This window comes from Alloalcanivorax venustensis ISO4 (assembly GCF_015356855.1).
GTDB lineage: Bacteria > Pseudomonadota > Gammaproteobacteria > Pseudomonadales > Alcanivoracaceae > Alloalcanivorax > Alloalcanivorax venustensis.
Map to the genome: position 1 here is coordinate 16,858 of NZ_ARXR01000023.1, position 22,189 is coordinate 39,046.

Consider the following 22,189-nt stretch of genomic DNA (forward strand, 5'->3'; position numbering starts at 1 on the left):
AGCCCGGTGTTTTTTTGTGCGTTAGGGCACGAATTACCTATGCGTTGAGTCACAAATAAGAATGATGTCGTACTGATATCATCCAACTACTCTAGTAATCGCCACTAAGCGTGACCTAGTATCCGCCGAGTACGAACTTAACACTAGGCGGGTCGGGCTATGCGTAATCTTATAATCTCATTCATTGTGGCTTCAGGGCTTCTCTCCGGCGTGGCGTTCGGCGCGGACGACACCATGACGCCGCGTATCATCGGTGGGGACCCGGTCCCCACGGCGCGCAGCTGGATGGCGGAAATCGAGATCGGCGGCGCCAGTTACGGGTACACCCGCTGCGGCGGCGCCCTGGTGGCGCCGCGCTGGGTGCTCACCGCCGCGCACTGCGTGGACGACTACGCCGCCAGCGACCTGTATGTCTCCCTCGGGCACCTGAATCGCCATGAGCAGGCCCCGGAACGGTTGGCGGTGCGCTCGGTGCGCGTGCACGAGCACTACCGCACCGGCGTGTACCACAACGACCTGGCCCTGCTTGAGCTGTCCTCGGCCTCCCGGCTGGAGCCCCTGGACCTGGCCAAGGCGGACGAGATGAAAGCGTTGCGCGCCGGTTCCTCGGACGAGGCCCTGGTGGCGCTGGGTTGGGGGCAGACCGAAACCAGCAGCATGTCCGACACCCTGCAGCAGGCCGGTCTGGATTACGTGTCGCCGCAGCAGTGCAGCACCTACTGGAACAGTCTCACCTCCGGACAGATCTGCGCCGCCGAGAGAAACCCGGTGAACGGCACCAACCAGGACACCTGCCGGGGCGACAGCGGCGGGCCGCTGATCTTCCAGCAGGACGGACGCACCTGGCTGGTGGGCGTCACCAGCTACGGCACCGAGCGGTGCGCGTCCGGCGTGCCGGCGGTCTACACCCGGGTGAGCGCCTATCTGGGCTGGATCGAGAGCACCTCCTCCGGCGCCATGGTGGATTTGCACAGCGAATCCGAGGGCGAAAGCCTCTACACCGGCCCCGGGCGGGCGCTGTCCATGGACACCCGGGTCAGCAACCTGAGCCAGGTCAACGACGCCCGCCAGGTGGGCATCCGGATCCACCACAAGGCCGGCCTGCGGGTCAGCGCCGACGATCTGCAGTGCACCGCCCGCGGCGGCTACACCGATTGCCTGGGCGCGGCGGAACTGTCCACCGGCGCGGTCAGCAACAGCCACCGCCTGTGGCTGACCCCCACCCACGGCGGTACCTTCACCGACCGGGTCACGGTGACCCCGATCAGCGACAGCCACGACTATTACAGCGCCGACACCGAGCAGTTCTCACCGGTGTTCAGCGATGTGCCGGATATGACGCTGGAAGCCACCGCCACCCGTAGCGGCGGCACCGTTTCGGTCCGCGCGGAGATCACCAACCAGGCGCAGCACCGCGACGCCTATAACGCCTGGGCGAGCTTCCAGGTGCCCGCCGGCTGGGATTACGACAGCCTGCCCGCGGGCTGCACCGACACTCAGCCGGTGCGTTGCGACCTGGGCGACCTGGCGCGCGGCGAAAGCCGCACCCTGAGCCTGGCGCTGACCGGCGAGGGCAGTGGCCGGGTGTTCCTGGACGCGGGCGCCGCCAACGGTGATTTCCCGGCCGGCGATACCCGCGCCTTCGTGACGCCGGCGGCGGCCGGCCAGGAAAGCAGCCGTGGCGTGGCGGCGACACCGGCGGGTCCGGTGGCGGCGGTGGCGGCGGCGGTGCCGGTGGCTGGGGCTGGCTGGCTCTGCTGGTGCTGGCGGGTCTGGCGCGCGGCGGGCGGCGGGCGGGGGCCGGCGGCGGCCGGGGCTAGCCGTCCACCACGGATAAGTGACGTTTACGCTGCTCCGGCGCCAGGGCGCCGGCGTTGCCTTTCCAGGGCAGGGCGCCGAAGCCGGTGGGCACTTTGTCGAGCAGGTAGGGCGCTTTGATGACGTCGAAGTAGGGCGAGTGATCGAAGTCGGCGGCGTGGAACACCCGGGGCTGCAGGCGCAGCAGCCGGGTCCCCGCGTCGCCGGGCTCCTTGACCAGCGGGTGCACCGGAAACTGGATAAAGGCGAAAGCCTCGCCCACGGCGGTGCCGGTGATGGCCCGCAACAGGTCGTTGGCCCAGCGGTTGAGCAGCCGCCGACGGGCGTGGCGCGCCAGGGTGCGCCAGGGCAGCAACCACAGCAGCGCCAGCGTGCTCCAGGTGTGCTGGGTGCCGGTGCCCACGCGGCTGATGGCGAAGCGCAAGGCGTCCTGGCATTCCGCCTCGGACAGATTCTGCGCCCGGCAGACCCGCAGGTGCAGATCGTGGAGATTGCTCAGGTCGCGAACGCAGAGCCCGCGCTCCAGGCTGGCGTCCAGCACCAACTGGGTGTCCGGCCGGCAGGGCAGGTAATCCGCCAGCAGCGAGCGCAGGGCCGGGTCCGCCACTTCATGGGGACGGCCGATGTAGAGCAGCACCCGTGAAAAGCGGCTGCCGGTGAGCACCTTCAGACGGCGGTCCAGAGGGCTGTCGCCGTCCACCAGCAGCACATCGCAGGGGCGCAGCTGGGCGCGCTGGCTTTCCAGGTCGCCGAGCGGCCAGTCGGAGTGGTCCGGTTGCCGCTGGAGACGTTCACAGAGCCATTGGTAGAGTCGCTGGGAATTCATGGCGTGATCCTACAGTAGCGCCACCGCGCGATCCATGACCGAATAGTCAGTATAGAAGTGCGGCGAGAAACGCACGCCGCCGCCCCGTTCCGCGCACACCACGCCGCCGGCCTGCAGCCGCGCCCGGGTGTCCGCGGGGGCCTCGTCCATCAGCCGGAAGGTGACGATGCCGGCGCGCCGTTCCGTTTGCGCCGGGCTGAGCACCTCGGCGCCGCGGTCGCGCAGGGCGCTGTCCAGATAGCCGATTCGCTCCGCCAGGGCCCGGGCCACGGTGTCCATGCCCAGTTCCTGAAACAGAGAGAGGGAGGCGTCCAGGGCGTGGGCGCCGAGCATGTTCGGGCTGCCGCATTCAAAGCGGCGCGCGTCCTCGGCCACCCGCCAGCCGGTCTGGCTGTAGTCGCCGGCGTTGGCGATCATATGCCAGCCGAATTGCCGCAACCGCAGGCGCTCGCGCACCGCCGGCCGGCAGTAGAACAGCGCCAGGCCCTCCGGGCCGAGCATCCATTTATGGCCGTCGGCAACCACGAAATCCGCGTACACCTCGCCGCTGTCGAAACGCACCGCGCCCAGGCTCTGGATCGCGTCCACGCAGAACAGCACGCCGCTGTCCCGGCAGGCGCGGCCGATCGGCGCCAGGTTCAGGCGGATACCGCTGCCGTACTGCACCGAGGACAGCGATACCAGACGGGTGCGTTCGCCGATCGCGTCGATCACCCGCTGCTCGGCGTCCGGGCCGCTCACGTCCACTTCCACCACCTCGACGCCCTGGTCGGCCAGGGCCTGCCAGGGAATCCGGTTGGACGGGAACTCCTGATCGCTGATCACCACCTGGTCGCCGGCCCGCCAATCGAGCCCCTGGGCGATCACCGACAGCCCTTCGGAGGTGTTCTTGAGCAGCGCCACGTCCGCCGGCTCGACGTTGATCAACCAACCGAGACGGTCGCGCAGACGTTGCTCCACGCGCGCCCATTGCGGGTAGTCCCGGGCGCCCACCTGGATGTTCTGGCCGGCGAAGGCGACCACCGCGTCGCGGGTGCGGCGGGGCCAGGGGGCCACGGCGGCGTGGTTGAGATACAGCACGTCTTGGTGCAACGGGAATTCCGCTTTCAGGTCGACCATTGCCAGTGCTCCTCCACAAAGCTCACTTGATTGTAACCGCCCTGGAGGTAACGTGCAGAGGGCGTGGTTATGGTAATCTAGCCCATAAACGAGGAGGTATAGATGGGTGACTTGGAAAAAGCCACGCGTAAGGCGCAGGAATTCCGGCAGCGCGAGCAGGAAATTCTGGACGCCGCACTGATTCTGTTTCTGGAGCAGGGCGAGGACCGCGTCACGGTGGAGAACATCGCCGACCGGGTGGGCATTGGCAAGGGCACCATCTACAAGCACTTCGAGACCAAGAACCAGATCTACCTGCTGTTGATGCTTCGTTACGAGGAGGATCTGGCGTCGCTGTTCCAGGACATCTCCGAGTCCGACGACAAGGAAACCCTGGCGCGCGAATACTTCCGCTTCCGGATCAGCGATCCGGCCCGCTACCAGTTGTTCGACCGGCTGGAAAACAAAGTGATCAAGGATCACGCCGTGCCCGAGCTGGTGGACAAACTGCACCGCATCCGCGAAGCCAATTTCGAGAAGCTCAACCACATCGTCGAGGCCCGCATCCAGGAAGGTTCCCTGGAGCCGGTGCCCGCCATCTATCATATCTGCTCCGCCTGGGCTCTGGCGCACGGCGCCGTTGCGTTGATGCAGTCGCCGTTCTATCAGCGCCTGATCGAGGACAAGGACGACTTTCTCGATTTCCTGATCGAGATCGGCATCCGCATGGGCAACAAAGGCCAGCGCGGCAAATAAGGAATTTCGATGAGCAAAGCCGAGGAATTACTGGCGCTGCTGGAAAAAGCCGACCAGGACGAACAGGGGCTGCCCCCGGTACACAAATGGCAGCCGGAACGCCAGGACGATATCGATATGCGCATCGCCCGCGACGGCACCTGGTATTACCAGGAATCGCCGATTCAGCGCGAGCGCATGGTCAAGCTGTTCTCCACCATTCTGCTGCGCGAAGGCGACGATTATTTTCTGGTCACGCCGGTGGAAAAGCTGCGCATCAAGGTGGATGACGCCCCCTTTGTCGCCACCGACGTGGAGCGCGTCACCGACGGCGACCGCGAGAAGCTGGTGTTCACCACCAATGTAGGGACCCATGTGGTGGCGGGCGCGCGCCATCCATTACGGGTGGAGACCGACGCCGACAGCGGCGAGCCGGCGCCCTACGTGCATGTGCGCGACAACCTGGAAGCGCTCATCTCACGCAATATTTTCTACCAGCTGGTGGACTGGGCGCGCCGCGAAGAGCAGGGCGGCGGCGCCCGTCTGGTGGTGGATTCCGACGGCGAAACCTTCGAGCTCGGCGCGCTCTAGCCCGCGTCTTCCTGCCCGGGCTTGGGCAGGCCGGTGCCGCACTGCTTGCAGAAGCGGGCGTCCGGATCATGGTCATGGCGGTGGCAGTTGGGGCACTCGCGCTCGTAGCGCCGGGCCATGCTCGCCTTGGACATTTCCGCGGTGACGATGCCGGTGGGCACGGCGATGATGGCGTAACCGGTGATCATCGCCATGGACGCCACCGCCTGGCCCAGCGAGGTTTGCGGTGAAATATCGCCGTAGCCCACCGTGGTGATGGTGACGATGGCCCAGTAGATGCTGCGTGGAATGCTGGTGAAACCGTTGGCCGGCCCCTCCACCAGATACATCAGGCTGCCGAAGATGATGATCACGATCACCACCGAGAACATGAAGATGCCGATCTTGCGTCGGGTGCGCACCAGGGTGGCGCCGAGCTCGTTGGCCTCGGTCATCAGGTGGGCCAGCTTGAGCACCCGGAACACCCGCAATACGCGCAGCGCACGGATGGTGAGCAGGTAGTTGGCGCCCGGCAGAAACAGGCTCAGGTAGGTGGGAATGATCGACAGCAGGTCCACCACCCCGAAAAAGCTGCGCGCGTAACGCAGCGGCCGGTCGCTGACCCACAGGCGGATCATGTACTCAAAGGTGAACAGCAGCGTAAAGAACCATTCCGCGCCGTACAGCCAGGTGCCGTATTGCTGATGGATGGACTGCACGCTGTCGAGCATCACCGCCGCGACGCTGGCGAGAATGGCGACGATCAGCAGCTGATCAAAATATTGCCCTGCCGGCGTATCGGTGCCGAAAATGATGTGGCGCCAGCGATCGCGCAGGGAAACGGAATCCGAACTCATGGAACCTCGGGCCGGGACATTGCGAGAACGCTATTCTGTCTTGTCCATCGTCCGTTGACCACTTAGTCTCTGTTTTATATACGAATAAAAAGCCGTCTGCTGTACCGCACCGCTTGAGGGGGGATCATGGCGCGCGTCAAAGCGTTGTTCATTTCGTTGTACCCATTCGCCTCGTTGTTTATCTGTGCCCATGCCCTGTGGCTGGGCTGGCAGGACCGGCATTGGCTGTGGGCCGGCCCGTTGCTGGTCAACGTTCCGATTCTGGTGTTGCTGGGCTGGCTGGTCAGCCTGGGGCCGGCGCGCACCAGCCCGCATTTGCCGCTGGCCACCCTGTGCGCCTGGCTGGGCGCGGCGGTGACCCTGCTGGGCACCTTGTCGCTCGGCGATCCCCGCTGGCTGGCCTGGTTGTACACCGGGCTGGGCCTGCTCGGCCTTTGCGCCTACCTGTTCTGGTACAGCCCCCTGCAGCGCGACGCCGCCGACGGCCCGCGGCCCGGCCAGTTGCTGCCGCCGCTGGCGTTCCGGGATCTGGAGGGGCGGCCGGTGTCCACCACTTCGCTGCACGGGGCGCCGGCGGTGATGCTGTTTTTCCGTGGCAACTGGTGCCCGGTGTGCATGGCCCAGGTGCGCGAGCTGGCCCGGCGTCGCCCGCAACTGGAACGGCGCGGTGCCCGCATTATCCTGGTCAGCGCTCAGCCCGGCGCCCGCACCGGTCGGCTCGCCGCCCGCCTGGGCGTGCCGATGGAGTGGTGGGTGGACCCGCAGCTGGACGCCGCCCGGCAACTGCGCATCCTCGACCCCGGGGGCACGCCCCTGGGCCTGGAGCTGTTCGGCTACCCCTCGGACACGGTGCTGCCCACGGTGTTGATCACCGACGCCCGGGGCGAGATCTGCTACGTGGACCTGGCCGACAATTACCGGGTGCGCCCGGAACCCGCCACCTTCCTTCGCGTGCTGGACACCATGGTGCCGGCCCCGCGCTAGCCGCGGTGCTGGCACGGCCGTACCCTCGGGCGTTTCTCCGGTAAATAAAGGTTTCCGGGAGTCGTGCCGGATAACCGTTCGATTACCACCGCTACGCTTTATTACATACCCGCAACGGCGTGCATCTACATCGCTTTGCACACCCCTTCCATAGTCGCAAAGTCAGTCTCCATTTCGGGGGGCTAGCGACTAAGAAGTAAAAAGGGAGGGGTAAACCTTGGATACCAACATCAAACATCTCATCGGTGGTGGCGTGCTCGCGCTGCTGCTGACCGCCTGCGGCGGCGGAAGCAGCGGGGGCGGTGACGTCTCCGGCAATTCGCCGACGCCCTCAACCCGTGACCTGCCGGAAGAAATGGCGGCGGTCGTGGACGAGTCCAACGCCTTTACCGAAGAATTCTGCCCGGAGACCTCGGAAGGGGCCGCCGGCACGCCGCTTGATCCGGTTCTTTGCGTCGAGGAAAGCGAAGAATCCGAAGGCGGCGCGCCGGATCCCACCGACGTGGTCGCTCAGTTCTGTCCCACCGCGGCGTCCTCGTTCGATCTGGAAGGCGCCTTCGACCCGGCGGCCTTCACCGAAGGCTTCGACGATCCGGCCGGCTTCCTGACCGACGGCCCGCTGTCGTTCCCGATCGCCTGTCTGCAGGAATCGGCCACCAACCTGGACGGCCTGCAGGAGCTGATCGGCGGCAGCAACCCGATCACCGAGCAGCTGTGCCCGGTGGCGGCCACCGAGCCGTCCTTTGACCCGGCCACCTGCTTCGCGGAAGTGACCGGCGGCGCCAACGGCGGTCTGCCCGGCCTGCCCGGTGGCGGTGACGGCGGCGGCAGCGTGCCCGGTGCCGACCAGTTCCTGAACCAGTTCTGCCCGGAAAGCGCCGGTGCCGGTGTCGGCCCGGAGACCCCGCTGAACTGTCTCAACGAAGCCAGCCGTGTCTACATCACCATTGTCGACATGATCACCAACCCGAACCCGCTCACCGACGCCGTTTGTCCGCTGGAAGCCGGCACCGGGCGCGTGGATCCGGTGGTGTGTTTCGAGGAAGCCGTGAGCGGTGGCGGCATGCCCGGCCTGCCCGGTCTGGGTGATCTGCCCGGTCTGCCCGGCGGCGGTGACGGTGGCGACGGCGGTACGCCGGACGTTCCCGGTCTGGATCAGCTGACCGATGTGCTGTCCGGCATCTGCCCGGAGACCCTGGAAGCCGAAGTCGGCCCGACCACCCCGATCGACTGTCTGGCGGAAGCCGGCGGCAGCTTCGGCGGTTTCGAAGACCTGCTCGGCGGCCTCGGTGGCAGCAACCCGCTCACCGAAGCCCTGTGCCCGACCGCCGCCACGGCGGAAAGCTTTGACCCGGCGGCCTGCTTCACCGAAGCGGCCGGTCAGCTGCCCTCCGCACCGGGTGGTGGCTCCCCGCAGATTCCCGGCGCCGGCATGGCTCTGGAGCGAATCTGTCCGGTGGCAGCGGGCGAGGAAATCGGCCCCACCACGCCGTTCGACTGCCTGCTGGAATTGGGCGGCGGCTTCGGCGACCTGGAAGGTCTGCTCGGCGGTCTCGCCGACGGTGGTCTGGAAGGCGGCAACCCCCTGACCGACGCCCTGTGCCCGGTGACGTCCGAGGAAGGTCTGGATCCGGCGGCCTGCTTCATGGAAGCCCTGGAAGGTCTGCCCGGCGGTGACGGCGGCACCCCGGAACTTCCCGGCGGTGAGCAGCTGCTGGGCCAGCTGTGCCCGGAAGCCGGTGCCGGTGAAATCGGCCCGACCACCCCGATCGAGTGTCTGACCGAAGCCGGCCAGAACCTGGGCAACATCCAGGACATGCTCGGCGGCCTGGGCGGCAGCAACCCGCTCACCGAAGCCGTATGCCCGACCGCGTCCGCGGCCGAGCAGTTGGACCCGGCGGCCTGCCTGAGCGAAGCCCTGGGCGGCGGTCTGCCCGGCCTGCCCGGTGGCGGCGACGGCGGCGGCGTACCGGAAATTCCCGGTGTGAGCGATGGCCTGGCGCAGCTGTGCCCGGAAGCCGGTGCCGGTGAAATCGGCCCGACCACCCCGCTGGAGTGCCTCACCGAGGCCGGCCAGAACCTGGGCGGTCTCACCGACCTGCTGGGTGGCCTGGGCGGCAGCAACCCGCTCACCGACGCGCTGTGCCCGGCGGCCTCAGGCGCCGAGCAGCTTGATCCGGCGGCCTGCTTCACCGAAGCCCTGGGCAACCTGCCCGGCGCCCCCGGTGGCGACGGCGGCACCGGCGGCATCCCGGAAATCCCGGGTTTGAGCGACGGCCTGGCGCAGATCTGCCCGCTGGCACTGGAAGACGAAGTGGGTCCGACCACGCCGCTGGACTGCCTGATGGAAGCCGGCGGTAGCCTGAGCCAGCTCCAGGACCTGCTCGGCGGCCTGGGCGGCGGTGAAGGCGGTGAAGGCTCCGCTGATCCGGTGACCGGCCAGCTGTGCCCGGAAGCCGGCGCCGGCGGCCTCAGCCCGACCCTGCCGTTCGAATGTTTGCTGGAAGCGGGGCAGAACCTGCCCGAACTGCTGACCGGCCTGCCGGACCTGCTTGGCGGTCTGGCGCCGTAACGGCAACCACGGTTTGATCGGTGTCCCGCCGTTCGCGGCGGGGGCCGGTCCCCGAAAACAAAAAAGCCCCGGCCATTCGGCCGGGGCTTTTTTTGTGGCAGCTTGCCTTGCAAGCGAAAGGCTGGCTACTGATTCCGGCGGGGCAGGGTGTCGCGCACCTTGTCGGCGAGATCGCGGATGCTCTGCTCGGTGGTGTCCCAGGCGATGCAGCCGTCGGTCACCGACACGCCGTATTCCAGATCGTCCAGATTGGCCGGCAGCTTCTGGTTGCCGCCCTTGAGGTGGGATTCCACCATCAGGCCGACAATCGACTTGTTGCCTTCCAGAATCTGGTTGCCGATATTTTCCATCACCAGCGGCTGCAGGTTCGGGTCCTTGTTGGAGTTGGCGTGGGAGCAATCCACCATGATGTTGGTGGACACGCCGGCTTTCTCCAGAGCGCTCTCCGCCAGGGCCACGGACACCGAATCGTAGTTGGGTTTGCCGCCGCCGCCGCGCAGCACCACATGGGCGTAGGGGTTGCCCTTGGTGGTGGTCAGCGCCACCCGGCCGTCCGGGTCGATGCCCAGGAAACGGTGCGGGTGCTTGACGCTGAGCATGGCGTTGACCGCCACGTCCAGGCTGCCGTCGGTGCCGTTCTTGAAGCCCACCGGGCCGGACAGGCCGGAAGACATCTCCCGGTGGGTCTGGGATTCGGTGGTGCGCGCGCCGATCGCCGACCAGGAGATCAGATCCTGCATGTACTGCGGGGTGGTCGGGTCGAGCGCCTCGGTGGCCGCCGGCAGGCCCAGCTCGGCCACGTCCAGCAGCAGCTTGCGGGCAATGTGCAGGCCGTCCTGCACTTTGAAGGAGTCGTTCATGTAAGGGTCGTTGATCAGACCCTTCCAGCCCACCGTGGTGCGCGGCTTTTCGAAGTACACGCGCAGTACCAGAAACAGGGCGTCGTCCACCTCGGCGGCCAGCTTCTTGAGCCGCTCGGCGTATTCCATGGCCGCTTTCGGGTCATGGATGGAGCAGGGGCCGATCACCACGAACAGGCGCGGATCCTTGCGGTCGAGGATGTCGCGGATCTGCTGGCGACCCTGGAATACGGTTTCCGCCGCCGCTTCGCTGAGCGGCAGCTTTTCCTTCAGGGCCCGGGGGGTGATCAGCACCTCCTGGGATTCGATGTTGAGATCGTCTAATTGCTTCTGGCTCATGAGTCTGGCTATGCCTGTTATTTCGGTGTCGACGGATTTTGGCAGTCTAGCCGAATCCGTTGCAGGAATCAGCCTATTGCCGGGATAGAGTGGCGCTGGTATCGCCGAGCAGTTCGCGGACATAGGCGGGCACCAGCTCGGTGGCGCGCCCGTGACGGTGTTCGTGGAACGCGGTGAGCTGCTCCGAGGGCTCCAGGTTGAGTTCGGTGGTGTGCGCGCCGCTGGCCCGCGCTTCCGCCACGAAGCCGGCGGCCGGGTAGACGTTGCCGCTGGTGCCGATGCTGATAAAGCGCTCGCAGCCGGCCAGGGTGGCGTAGATGCGCTCCATCTCCAGGGGCATTTCACCGAACCACACCACATGGGGGCGCAGGCAGCCGGCGGCGCCGCACACGGTGCAGCTCAGGGCCGGGTCCAGATCGCGGTCGGCGGGCACCAGTGTTTCGGTGCTCTGGCAGCGCGCCTTGAGCAGCTCGCCGTGCATGTGGATGACGTTCCGGCTGCCGGCGCGCTCGTGCAGGTCGTCCACGTTCTGGGTCACCACCAGCACCTGGCCGGGCAGCGACTGCTCCAGCTCGGCCAGGGCCCGGTGGGCGGCATTGGGCTGGATCGCCGGGTCGCGCAACTGTTCACGGCGCTGGTTGTAAAAACTCTGCACGCCATGCGGATCGCGCTGGAAGGCTTCCGGGGTGGCCACGTCCTCGATGCGGTGGTTTTCCCACAGGCCGCCGGCGTCGCGAAACGTATTGATACCGGATTCCGCCGAGATTCCGGCGCCGGTAAGTATTACAATCCTTTCCTGCATGGCTGCTGCCTCCGCCTGTCTTCTTCGTTACCGTGGAGTGTTATGGATACCATCATCTCAAGGCAGGAAACACTTTCCCTGCCGGCCCGGGGACCTGTCAATTTGCTGCATTTCCACCAGGGCATGGTGCTGCTGATCGGCGCCGACGCGGTGGGTCTGTACCGTGACCGGCGCGCCGTGGAAGACCCGCTCGCCAATGGTCTGGTCGGCTACGAGCCGATTCCCGAGGCGCTGCGCTGCGAGTTCGAAGAGCCGGACGGCTATGTGGTCGAGCAGGTGTCCGGTTTTATCGGCCTGCGTTCCGGCGCCGCCATGTTCATACGCCCGGATGGCGTGGCGCTGTACGCTAGCAGCCTGGATGCGCTGCACAACCGTGATTGCCAGTGGGTAATCCCGTTTCCACCCCTTAATTCCTAGGAACCGCCGGTTCCTTCACTGGAGAGATCCATGGCTGAAGAAAGCACTCGCCTGCGTCTGCGGCAACTGACCCTGGAAGACTACCCGGCGCTGGCCCGGTTGATGGATCAGGTGTACCACGACATCGGCGGTGCCTGGCCCGAGGAAACCATTGCCACCCTGATCCGGTTGTTCCCGGAAGGGCAGTTGGTGATCGAGGACAACGGCACGCTGATCGCCACGGCGTTGACGGTAAAGGTGAGCTACGACCGGTTCTCCAACCCGCACCGCTATGAAGACCTGATCACCGACGACAAGGTGCGCTCGCACAGCCGCAAGGGCGATGCGCTGTACGGCCTGGACGTGTTCGTGGACCCCGAGTACCGGGGTTACCGCCTGGGCCGGCGGCTCTATGAGGCGCGCAAGGATCTGTGCCGGGAAGAAAACCTGCGGGCGATTCTGGCCGGCGGCCGTCTGCCCGGCTACACCAACTACGCGGACAAGATGACGGTGACCGAGTACATCGCCGAAGTGGAAGCCCGCACCATTTACGATCCGATTCTGACCTTCCAGCTGTCCAACGGTTTCGACGTCAAGCGCCTGCTGGTGAAGTACCTGCCCGAGGACGAAAGCTCGCGCGGCTACGCCACCCTGCTGGAGTGGGACAATATCCTCTATCAGCCGGAGGACGACGGCGACTGGCCGCGCCGCTCGGTGGTGCGCCTGGGCGTGGTGCAGCGCCGCATGCGCAGCGCGCGCTCGGTGGAAGACCTGCTCAGCCAGGTGGAGTTCTTCATCGATTCGCTGTCCGATTACCGGGCCGATTTCGCCGTGCTGCCGGAATTCTTCAGCGCGCCGCTGATGGGCCTCAAGACCGACCTCAATTCCGTGGAAGCGGTGCGATACCTGGCCAGCTTCACCGAGGAAATCCGCGACGCCATGGCGGACATGGCGGTGAGCTACAACATCAACATCATCGGCGGCTCCATGCCGCTGGAAGAGGACGGGCGCATTTACAACGTCGCCTATCTGATGCGCCGCGACGGCTCGGTGGAGCAGCAGAAGAAGATTCACATCACCCCCCACGAGCGCAAGGACTGGGCGATCCAGGGCGGTGACGGCCTGCGTATTTTCGACACCGACGCCGGCCGCATCGGCATTCTGATCTGCTACGACGTGGAATTCCCGGAGCTGGGCCGGCTGCTCGCCGAGCAGGGCATGGAGATTCTGTTCGTGCCGTTCTGGACCGACACCAAGAACGGCTACCTGCGGGTGCGTCATTGCGCCCAGGCGCGGGCGATCGAGAACGAATGCTACGTGGCGATTTCCGGCAGCGTCGGCAACCTGCCGCGCGTCGACAACGTGGACATTCAGTACGCCCAGTCCGCGGTGTTCTCGCCCAGTGATTTTTACTTCCCCCACGACGGCACCATCAGCGAGTCGGTGCCCAACACCGAGATGCTGCTGTTCGCCGACATCGACCTGGAAAAGCTCAAGCTGCTGCACAGCGAAGGCTCGGTCACCAATATCCGTGACCGCCGCAAGGACCTGTACAGCCTGGTCTGGAAGGGCAAGGAAGAGCTCGACCCCTGAGTTCCGGGGCGGCGCGTGTCAGCGCCGCTCGCGGAAGGTTTGCACCACCTGTTCCGCCAGCGCCTCGGCGGCGGGGCCGGAGCCGTCGCGGCGTACCAGCGCGATCTGGTAATCACCCAGGGCGGGCAGGCCGCTTTCCGGGCCCAGCACGCGCAGCGGTGGCTGCACCAGGCTGGCGGGGAAGGGCGCCACCGCCAGGTCGGCCAGCATGGCCGCTTCCTGGCCGGCGCAGTGCTCGCTGTTATACGCCACCCGGTAGCTGATTTCCGCCTTATCCAGCGCGCCCAGCGCCATCTCCCGCCAGGCACAGCCGTGGTTGGCCAATGACAGCGGCAGCGGCGAGCGCTGCACCGCCACGCCGCCGTCGCGGCCGGCCCAGACCAGCGGCTCGGTGTGCACCACCTCGCCGCGTTTGGCGCTCAGGTCGCTGTGGCCCAGCGTCACCAGCGCCAGATCCAGCTCGCCGTCGTCCAGCCGTTTCAGCAGGTCGACGCTGCGCCCGGCGTTGACGTTCACCTGCACCGCCGGGTGCGAGCGCGCGAAGCGGGTCAGCACCTGGGGCAGCACCCGGGTGCCCACATCGTCCGGCGTGCCCAGGCGCACGCTGCCTTCCAGGGACGGCGCCAGAAACCGGCCCACCGCTTCCTCGTTGAGCTTGAGCAGCCGGCGCCCGTAGCCGAGCAGCACTTCGCCCTCCGGCGTCAGGGACACCCGGCGCGCCTCGCGTATGAACAGGCTCTGGCCCAGGGTCTCCTCCAGGCGTTTGATCTGCATGCTCAACGCGGAAGGGGTGCGGAACACCTGGTGGGCGGCGCGGGTGAAGCTGCCGTTCTCGGCGATGGCCACGAAGGTACGCAGGGTGTCGGTGTCGAGAAGGGGCAGCGAGGCGTTCTCCGGCCGGGCCTTGGCGACGGTCATGGCGGGCTCTCCGATCGTTCAATATTTCTGAACGGGTAATGTAATTCTTTTCGTTGGAGTTAACAATGTGAAGCCTGCATGCTTTCTCTCATAGGCCGGGACGGTGCCCGGTCGACGACCGATCAAGGAGACCGTCATGAAGGAGAGAGCCATGCAACAGAAGCCACGCCCCCAACGCGACTACCCGGACCCGCAACTGTACATGCCGGCAATGCCGCCGCTGGGCCTGCTCAACGCCTTTGAGCGCCGCGTCCAGAAGTGGTGGCGGCAACGCGCCGAGCGCCGGCAGGCGGCGGCACTTCGTCGCTCACGCCCCAGCGGCCAGCATTAGGCGACTTGTGGGAGCTTGCTTGCAAGCGAAAGGCCGGCAAAGCCGGCCGGCAGGATTCCAGAGACGTTGTTGGTGCTGCCGTTAGACGGGCCTCTGGGATCCCGCCGGGAGCTTCGCTCCCTTTCGCGGGCGGGGCCCGCTCCCACAAGCCCGCTCCCACAAGGTGCTCGCACAAGGGCCCGCAGCCCAAATTCCGGACACAAAAAAGGCGCCGTTAAGGCGCCTTTCTTGTTGCGGTTGAACCGGCCGGATTACATGTTCGGGTAATTCGGGCCGCCGGTGCCTTCCGGTGCCACCCAGTGGATGTTCTGGGTGGGGTCCTTGATGTCGCAGGTCTTGCAGTGCACACAGTTCTGCGCGTTGATCTGGAAGCGCTTGTCACCGGTGCTTTCGTCCTCGACCACTTCGTACACGCCCGCCGGGCAGTAGCGCTGCGCCGGTTCGTCGTACTTGGGCAGGTTGTACTCGATCGGCACGCTGGGGTCCTTCAGCGTCAGGTGGCAGGGCTGATCTTCTTCATGGTTGGTGTTGGACAGGAACACCGAATCCAGTTTGTTGAAGGTCAGTTTGCCGTCCGGCTTGGGATAGCTGATTTTCTTGCACTGATCCGCCGGCTTCAGGGTGTCGTGGTCCGGGGTGGTGTCCCGCATCGTGAACGGCATCTTGCCGTTGAGGATGTTGAGGTCCACGAACGCGAAGGCGGAACCCAGCAGGTTGCCGAACTTGTGCTGGGCCGGGCCGAAGTTGCGCTGCGTGTGCAGCTCTTCGAACACCCAGCTGCTCTCGAACTGGCTCTTGTACTCGGTCAGCTCGTCGCTGCCACGGCCGTCCTTGATGGCCTTGGAAATCACTTCCGCGGCGATCATGCCGGACTTCATGGCGGTGTGGTTACCCTTGATCTTGGCGAAGTTCAGGGTGCCGGCGTCACAGCCCACCAGCAGACCGCCCGGGAAGGTCATCTTCGGCAGGGACTGCAGGCCGCCCTTGGCGATGGCCCGGGCGCCGTAGCTGACGCGCTTGCCGCCTTCCAGGAATTTTTTGATTTCCGGGTGGGTTTTCCAGCGCTGCATTTCATCGAAGGGTGAAACGTGCGGGTTGGAATAACCCAGGTCGGTGATCAGACCCAGGGTCACCTGGTTGTCTTCCATGTGGTACAGGAAGCCACCGCCGTGGGAGCCGGATTCGCTCAGCGGCCAGCCGGCGGTGTGCACCACCAGGCCCTGCTGATGCTTGGCCGGATCGATTTCCCACAGTTCCTTGATGCCCAGACCGTAGTGCTGGGGATCGACGCCTTCGCGCAGGTTGAATTTTTCCATCAACCCTTTGCCCAGGTGGCCGCGGCAGCCTTCGGAGAACACGGTGTACTTGGCGTGCAGCTCCATGCCGGGGGTGTAGCTGGGCTTCTTCTCGCCGTTGTGGTCGATGCCGGAATCGCCGGTGGCGATGCCTTTCACCGAGCCGTCCTCGTTATAGAGCACTTCGGTGGCGGCGAAGCCGGGGAACACTTCGATACCGAGGCCTTCCGCCTGTTCGGCGAGCCAGCGGCACAGGTTGCCCAGGGAAATAACGTAGTTGCCCTCGTTGTGCATGGTCTTGGGCACGAACGGGTTGGGCACCTTGGAGCCTTTCTCGGCGCCGGTGAAGTAGAAGATTTCGTCGCCGCCGACTTCGGTGTTCAGCGGGGCGCCGAGTTCTTTCCAGTTGGGGAACAGCTCGTTAAGCGCGCGCGGCTCGAATACCGCGCCGGAGAGGATATGGGCGCCTACTTCAGAGCCTTTCTCCACCACCACGACGCTGAGTTCCTGACCGCTTTCCTGGGCGATTTGACCCAGGCGGCATGCGGTTGCCAGACCGGACGGACCGGCGCCGACGATGACGACGTCGACTTCCATAGATTCGCGTTCCACAGCCTGTCTCCTAGCTTTCGGTTCTCTTGGGGTGGCGCGGAGTATAAAGGCATCCTCCATATCGCACCACTTTTCGGAATCGACTTTCACGCCGATTCAAACACTTGTTTGGATTATCCCTTGCCAGGTGGTTGATTTACAAGGATATCGGCGACCGGCGGGTCATGAAACAACGACACAATTGGCAGCAAAATCATCCGCTTACCCGACTTCGGCCTATTGACCTGCCGGGGGGCAGCGTTCAAGATACCGGCTCTCGCGCGGGGCCCCGGCGTTCGGCGTCGTCTCGCCTCTTTCATCGTTTCCGTCCTTATTAAGTACTGGTGAAAGCGAGTATTCGGGCGGGTTGCCACAAGGCACGGTGGGCTTCCAAACCCTGCTTTGTGGCAGCCCCCGGACGGAAGCGACTTCAGTCACCAAGTGGAAGATTCCGAGGATCCTATGAAGGTTCTTGTACCCATCAAGCGAGTCATTGACTACAACGTTAAGGTTCGCGTGAAGGCGGACAACTCTGGCGTTGATCTCGCCAATGTGAAAATGGCCATGAACCCCTTCTGCGAAATCGCCGTGGAAGAAGCGGTACGCCTGAAAGAAAAAGGCGTCGTGACCGAAATCGTCGCTGTCAGCATCGGCCCGAAAGCCGCTCAGGAACAGCTGCGCACCGCCATGGCGCTGGGCGCCGACCGGTCCATCCTGGTGGAAACCGATGAAGAGATTCAGCCGCTGGGCATCGCCAAGGCGCTGAAAGCCATCGTTGAAGAGGAAAAGCCGGAAATGGTGATCCTCGGCAAACAGGCCATCGACGATGACAACAACCAGACCGGCCAGATGCTGGCTGCTCTGACCGGCATGCCCCAGGGCACGTTCGCCTCTGAAGTGAACGTGGAAGAAGGCAAGGTCAAGGTGACCCGTGAAATCGACGGCGGCCTGCAGACCGTGGAACTGAAACTGCCGGCGGTGGTGACCACCGACCTGCGTCTCAACGAGCCGCGCTACGCTTCCCTGCCCAACATCATGAAAGCCAAGAAGAAGCCGCTGGACGTTAAAACCCCGGCTGATCTGGGCGTTGATATGACCCCCCGCGTGACCATCGAGAAGGTGGAAACACCGGCCGAGCGCAAGGCGGGCGTTATGGTGGGCTCCGTGGACGAGCTGGTCGAGAAACTGAAGAACGAAGCGAAGGTGATCTGATGAGTGTTTTAGTTTACGCCGAACACGACAACGCCACGCTCAACAAGGTTACTTTGAGCGTTCTCGCCGCCGCCAAGGAAATCGGCGGTGACATCACCGTGCTGGTCGCCGGCAAAGGCTGCGGCGCCGTGGCCGAGGAAGCCGCCAAGGCGGAAGGCGTGAGCAAGGTACTGTGCGCCGACAACGACGCCTACGAGCATCAGCTGGCCGAGAACATCGCCGAGCTGGTCGCCGAAGTGGGCGCCGATTACAAGCACATCCTGGCCGCCGCCACCACCACCGGCAAGAACTTCGCGCCGCGTGTGGCCGCGCTGCTGGACGTCGCCCAGATCTCCGAGATCTCCGACGTGATCGACGGCGATACCTTCAAGCGTCCGATCTACGCCGGTAACGCCATCGCCACCGTCAAGTGCGCCGACGAGAAGAAAGTGATCACCGTGCGTGGCACTTCCTTTGACGGCGTGGCGGCGGAAGGCGGCTCCGCGTCCGTGGAAAACCTGGACGTGGTGAAAGACAGCGGTCTGTCCAGCTTCGTCAGCGAAGAGCTGGCCAAGTCCGACCGTCCCGAGCTGACCAGCGCCGACATCGTGATCTCCGGTGGCCGCGGCATGGGCAACGGCGACAACTTCGAGATCCTGTACAAGGTGGCCGACAAGCTGGGCGCCGCCGTCGGTGCCTCCCGCGCCGCCGTGGACGCCGGTTTCGTACCCAACGACATGCAGGTGGGTCAGACCGGTAAGATCGTCGCACCCCAGCTGTACATGGCGGTGGGCATCTCCGGTGCGATTCAGCACCTGGCCGGCATGAAGGACTCCAAAGTGATCGTTGCCATCAACAAGGACGAGGAAGCCCCGATTTTCCAGGTGGCGGACTACGGCCTGGTGGCGGATCTCTTCGAGGCCGTTCCGGAGCTCGACAGCAAGCTCTGATCCCGATGTAACATCGGTATCAACGAAAAAGCCCGGCCTTCGCGCCGGGCTTTTTTTATGCCCGAAATTTGTGGAGGTCGGGGCGGGCTGTGGGAGCGGGCCCCGCCCGCGAAAGGCAAGCAAAGCTTGCCGGCAACGGTTGCCCCGGAGGATCCCAGAGGCCTGTTCCAACTCCATAGTTATGCCGATTCTTCGAGTCGCTCCGCCAGCGCCAGGGCGGCGGTAAGCCCCGGCGATTCAATGCCGAGCAGGTTTACCAGGCCGTCGATACCGTGCTCCCCCTGGCCCTGGATCAGAAAGTCCCGGTAGGGCTTGCCGTCCAGCCACAGCTTGGGGCGCACGCCGGCGTAGTCCGGGTGCAGCGCGCCCGCCGGCAGGCCCGGCCAGTAGCGCCGCACCGCCTGCTCGAAGCTTTCCCGTCGGCTTTCGTCCACCCGGTAGTCCGGCCGTTCCACCCACTCCACGTCCGGCCCGAAACGGGCGCCGCCGGCCAGATCCAGGGTCAGGTGGACACCCAGGCCGTCGGCGTCGGGCAGGGGATAGATCAGCCGCTCGGCGGGCGGTTTGCCGCGCAGCTTGAAGTAGTGCCCCTTGGCGAAGCGCTGTTCCGGCCGGTGCTTTTCCGGCAACCCGTCCAGCAGGCCGGTGAGCGGCACCGCGCCGAGGCCGGCGGCGTTGATCAGGCGCTCCGCGCGCAGCTGGAAAGGCTGGTCCGGGCCTTCCACGGTGAGGGTGAAACGCCCCGGCCGGCAGTCGATATGCGTCACCCGGTGACGCAGGGCGATCACCGCGCCGTGGTTTTCCGCTTCCGCGGCCAGACTGGCCATCAGGCCGCGGCTGTCGACGATGCCGCTGGTGGCGCTCTCCAGCGCCTGCTCCGCGCGCAGCCAGGGCGCCTCCCGGCGCAGCCGCTCGCGGCTCACCAGGCTGAGCCCCTCGGCGCCGGCGGCGCGGGCGTTGGCGTGCAAGTCCTCGAGAGCTCCCGTCTGGCCGGGGCTGGCCACCACCCATTTGCCGCAGCGGCGGTGGGCGATGCCCCGGGCGGCGCAGTACTCGTAGAGCAGCGCCTTGCCGCGCAGGCAGGTTTCCGCTTTCAGCGAGCCGGGCGGGTAGTAGAGCCCGCCGTGGATCACTTCGCTATTGCGCGAGGAAAGATGCTCGCCGATGTGGGCTTCCGCCTCCAGAACGACCACCGCCTGGCCGGCCCGGGCCAGGCGCCGGGCCACCGCCAGACCGATGACGCCGGCGCCGATCACCACGCAGCCGGTTTCTTCCAGCGGCAAGGACATGGCTTGGCCTTACCGTGCCCCTTCCGGTTCAACGTCTCCGGAGGCCGCTTTCTCGCCTTTGCCGTCGTTCACCGCGTTGTCGTAGAACAGATAGCGGGAGGTCTCGTACGTGCCCCGGGCCAGATCGAACAGCTTCTGGAAGGTTTCCGGGTCGTCGCCGGCCCGGTCCTGCTCAGGCTCGTCGCTGTACAGCTCGTGCAGGGTGGCCGCTTCGCCGTCGTGGTTGAGGCGCGCCAGGTGCTCGCGGGTGACCATGCCGATCTGCGGCGCCGGGCCCTCGCGCAGTACCACGAAGGCGCTGCGTTCGCCCTCCGGGGCCGGCATCTGGATGTCCCGGCCCAGGGTGGTGTTGCGGTATTCCATACCCAGCATGCCGGCCAGGGTCGGCATCACGTCCACCAGGCTGACCACGTCTTTCACATGGCGCGGCTCCAGCAGGCCGGGGGCGTACAGCATGTGCGGCACATGGTGGCTTTCCAGGCCCAGCTGCTCCTGGAAGGGCGGCATGTGCGAGAGGGTGGTGATGCGATTGTTGTGGTCGCCGAAGAACACGAAGATGGTGTTATCGAAGTAATCGCTTTCCCGGGCCATGTCCATGTAGCGGCCCACGTTGTAGTCGAGCAGCCGCACCGCGTTGTACTGGGCGGTATTGCGGAAGCCGTTGGCGTTGAGTTCCTGTTCCGGCGGCGAACGGGTCTCGAAGTCGTCGTTGTTCTCCGGAATGGTGAAGGGCCGGTGGTTGCCGGCGGTCTGGATAAAGGCGAAGAACGGCTGGTCCGACGGCAGGGCCTCCAGAATCCGGTGGGATTCCTTGAACAGGTTCAGGTCGGAGATGCCCCAAACGTCCACGTTGGGCGACTGCCAGTCGCCTTCCTCGTAGAGCTCCAGGCCGTCGATGCTGCGCGTGAGCACCGCCTCCAGGTTGGCCCAGCCGGCGTTGCCGCCCACCATGTACAGCTTCCGGTAGCCCTCCAGCTGGTTGACGATGTTGCGCTGGTGGCCGATCAGCGGGTTACGGCTGGCGGTCTCCTCCGGCGCCACGTCGGGGATGCCGGTGAGAAACGCCCAGATGCTTTTCGCGGTGCCGGTGACCGGCACGTAGAAGTGCTCGAAGAACCAGCCTTCGCGGGCGATGCGGTCGAGATTGGGGGTGGGGTCGAACGGTGTGCCGTAGGCGCCCACGCGGCTGGCGCCCAGCGATTCCAGCATCACCACCACGATGTTCGGCGGCCGGTCCACGTCCAGCCGGTGCGGCTGGACCGACACGTTGCGCTCGAAATTCAGCGGCTCCCGGGCCTGCTCCGGCAGCGCCAGGAAGTCCGCCATCAGCGGGTAGTATTTCTCCACCGCCTCGCGGTCGAAGGGCTCGCTGCTGAGCAGGGTGGTGTCGTAGAGGAACAGCACCGGATTCAGCCCCAGGGCCGCCACCGCGTTATTGCCGGAGGCGAAGGCGTCACTCCAGCGCAGCGGCACCGGGTTTTCCAGGTTGATGTCGGAGACCCGGCCGAGCAGGCCGAACACCAGTGCCAGGAACACCACCACGCCGCCGATCCACTTGCTGCCGGTGCCCATGGGCATCGGCGCGCGCAGCAGGAAACGGCGCGCCAGCGCCCGGAAGATCAGCGCCATCACCGCGGTCACGGCCAGCCAGCCCAGGGTGATCCACACCACCGGATAGCTTTCCCAGACCATGCGCGTGGAGATCGCGGTATCTTCCAGGAAGCGGAAGGCGGTCACGTTCAGCCGGTCGCCCAGGTAGACGTAATGGCCGAAGTCGAGGATATAGGTGAGCACCACGACCAGCACCGCCAGGGTGATGTACACCAGCCCCAGCACCCGCACCGGGGCCGAGCGCACCAGATTAAAGCGCGGCAGCCAGGCCAGCACCGCCAGGGGCAGCACCATCAGCAACGCCAGCCGCAGATCGAAGCGCAGCCCCACGCCCAGGGCATGGTAAAGGTCGCCGGAATCCGCCTGCACGGTGTCGCCCACTTCGGAGAAGAACGCGAAGAACACCGCTCTCATAACCACGAACAGTGCGAACAGCGCCACCACGCTGGATGTCAGAAAACGAAGCCGGCGTGACTTCCACCACCCCATGTATGCCTCCGGGTCAGGTTGATAGGAAATTCAGGCGGCCTATGCTACCGATACAGGGTCCGCAGTGCATGCGG

18 protein-coding genes and 1 pseudogene are annotated in these 22,189 nt (G+C 65.6%); 10 read left to right on the top strand and 9 right to left on the bottom strand.

Going from position 1 to position 22,189, the window contains the following annotated elements; translation table 11 throughout:
- Positions 1 to 234: 234 nt before the first annotated feature.
- Positions 235 to 924, top strand: a pseudogene (locus ISO4_RS17050) (S1 family peptidase); the annotation flags it as partial.
- Between the two features lie 892 nt (positions 925 to 1,816).
- Here the strand turns inward: ISO4_RS17050 and ISO4_RS12380 are convergent.
- Positions 1,817 to 2,644: a hypothetical protein gene (locus tag ISO4_RS12380; protein WP_194856433.1), complete on the bottom strand. Its 828-nt coding sequence runs from the start codon at positions 2,642 to 2,644 to the stop codon at positions 1,817 to 1,819.
- Positions 2,645 to 2,653: 9 nt separating this feature from the next.
- Entirely contained in the window at positions 2,654 to 3,763 is a 1,110-nt protein-coding gene (locus ISO4_RS12385; protein ID WP_194856434.1) for an aminotransferase class V-fold PLP-dependent enzyme, read from the bottom strand.
- Between the two features lie 102 nt (positions 3,764 to 3,865).
- Between ISO4_RS12385 and ISO4_RS12390 the strand changes: the two genes are divergently transcribed.
- On the top strand, positions 3,866 to 4,498 hold the full coding sequence (locus ISO4_RS12390; protein ID WP_194856435.1) for a TetR/AcrR family transcriptional regulator: 633 nt from the start codon (positions 3,866 to 3,868) through the stop codon (positions 4,496 to 4,498).
- A gap of 9 nt (positions 4,499 to 4,507) precedes the next feature.
- Entirely contained in the window at positions 4,508 to 5,068 is a 561-nt protein-coding gene (locus ISO4_RS12395) for a DUF1285 domain-containing protein (RefSeq protein ID WP_142948857.1), read from the top strand.
- Here ISO4_RS12395 and ISO4_RS12400 read toward each other — a convergent pair.
- Complete coding sequence (locus tag ISO4_RS12400) at positions 5,065 to 5,904, bottom strand: ion transporter (protein WP_194856436.1); 840 nt, start codon at positions 5,902 to 5,904, stop codon at positions 5,065 to 5,067. The genes ISO4_RS12395 and ISO4_RS12400 overlap by 4 nt on opposite strands.
- A gap of 126 nt (positions 5,905 to 6,030) precedes the next feature.
- Between ISO4_RS12400 and ISO4_RS12405 the strand changes: the two genes are divergently transcribed.
- Positions 6,031 to 6,888: a peroxiredoxin family protein gene (locus tag ISO4_RS12405; protein WP_142948855.1), complete on the top strand. Its 858-nt coding sequence runs from the start codon at positions 6,031 to 6,033 to the stop codon at positions 6,886 to 6,888.
- Positions 6,889 to 7,105: 217 nt separating this feature from the next.
- Entirely contained in the window at positions 7,106 to 9,460 is a 2,355-nt protein-coding gene (locus ISO4_RS12410) for a hypothetical protein (RefSeq protein ID WP_142948854.1), read from the top strand.
- Between the two features lie 125 nt (positions 9,461 to 9,585).
- On the opposite strand, the gene ISO4_RS12415 is transcribed toward ISO4_RS12410, so the two are convergent.
- Positions 9,586 to 10,659, bottom strand: a complete 1,074-nt coding sequence (locus ISO4_RS12415; RefSeq protein ID WP_142948853.1) for a 3-deoxy-7-phosphoheptulonate synthase — start codon at positions 10,657 to 10,659, stop codon at positions 9,586 to 9,588.
- Positions 10,660 to 10,732: 73 nt separating this feature from the next.
- Positions 10,733 to 11,461 carry a Sir2 family NAD+-dependent deacetylase gene (gene cobB, locus ISO4_RS12420; RefSeq protein WP_194856437.1) on the bottom strand — a complete coding sequence of 243 codons (729 nt, stop codon included), beginning with the start codon at positions 11,459 to 11,461 and terminating at the stop codon, positions 10,733 to 10,735.
- A gap of 42 nt (positions 11,462 to 11,503) precedes the next feature.
- On the opposite strand from cobB, the gene ISO4_RS12425 reads away from it, so the two are divergent.
- The gene (locus tag ISO4_RS12425) at positions 11,504 to 11,878 is read left to right on the top strand and encodes a hypothetical protein (protein WP_067606655.1); all 375 of its coding nucleotides are present in this window, start codon (positions 11,504 to 11,506) and stop codon (positions 11,876 to 11,878) included.
- 30 nt (positions 11,879 to 11,908) lie between these two features.
- On the top strand, positions 11,909 to 13,450 hold the full coding sequence (locus tag ISO4_RS12430; RefSeq protein WP_142948851.1) for a bifunctional GNAT family N-acetyltransferase/carbon-nitrogen hydrolase family protein: 1,542 nt from the start codon (positions 11,909 to 11,911) through the stop codon (positions 13,448 to 13,450).
- Positions 13,451 to 13,468: 18 nt separating this feature from the next.
- Here the strand turns inward: ISO4_RS12430 and ISO4_RS12435 are convergent, their stop codons facing one another.
- The gene (locus tag ISO4_RS12435) at positions 13,469 to 14,368 is read right to left on the bottom strand and encodes a LysR substrate-binding domain-containing protein (protein ID WP_194856438.1); all 900 of its coding nucleotides are present in this window, start codon (positions 14,366 to 14,368) and stop codon (positions 13,469 to 13,471) included.
- 151 nt (positions 14,369 to 14,519) lie between these two features.
- Between ISO4_RS12435 and ISO4_RS12440 the strand changes: the two genes are divergently transcribed.
- On the top strand, positions 14,520 to 14,699 hold the full coding sequence (locus ISO4_RS12440; RefSeq protein WP_194856439.1) for a hypothetical protein: 180 nt from the start codon (positions 14,520 to 14,522) through the stop codon (positions 14,697 to 14,699).
- A 251-nt stretch (positions 14,700 to 14,950) separates the two neighbouring features.
- Here the strand turns inward: ISO4_RS12440 and ISO4_RS12445 are convergent, their stop codons facing one another.
- Complete coding sequence (locus tag ISO4_RS12445) at positions 14,951 to 16,606, bottom strand: electron transfer flavoprotein-ubiquinone oxidoreductase (RefSeq protein WP_142948848.1); 1,656 nt, start codon at positions 16,604 to 16,606, stop codon at positions 14,951 to 14,953.
- Between the two features lie 441 nt (positions 16,607 to 17,047).
- Between ISO4_RS12445 and ISO4_RS12450 the strand changes: the two genes are divergently transcribed.
- On the top strand, positions 17,048 to 17,797 hold the full coding sequence (locus ISO4_RS12450; protein ID WP_142948847.1) for an electron transfer flavoprotein subunit beta/FixA family protein: 750 nt from the start codon (positions 17,048 to 17,050) through the stop codon (positions 17,795 to 17,797).
- Entirely contained in the window at positions 17,797 to 18,726 is a 930-nt protein-coding gene (locus tag ISO4_RS12455) for an electron transfer flavoprotein subunit alpha/FixB family protein (RefSeq protein WP_142948846.1), read from the top strand. The genes ISO4_RS12450 and ISO4_RS12455 overlap by 1 nt, the downstream gene beginning before the upstream one ends.
- A gap of 179 nt (positions 18,727 to 18,905) precedes the next feature.
- Here the strand turns inward: ISO4_RS12455 and ISO4_RS12460 are convergent, their stop codons facing one another.
- On the bottom strand, positions 18,906 to 20,015 hold the full coding sequence (locus ISO4_RS12460) for an NAD(P)/FAD-dependent oxidoreductase (RefSeq protein ID WP_228548102.1): 1,110 nt from the start codon (positions 20,013 to 20,015) through the stop codon (positions 18,906 to 18,908).
- A 9-nt stretch (positions 20,016 to 20,024) separates the two neighbouring features.
- A complete protein-coding gene (locus ISO4_RS12465) occupies positions 20,025 to 22,115 on the bottom strand; it encodes an LTA synthase family protein (protein WP_194856440.1) in 2,091 nt (696 codons plus the stop codon).
- Positions 22,116 to 22,189: the final 74 nt, after the last annotated feature.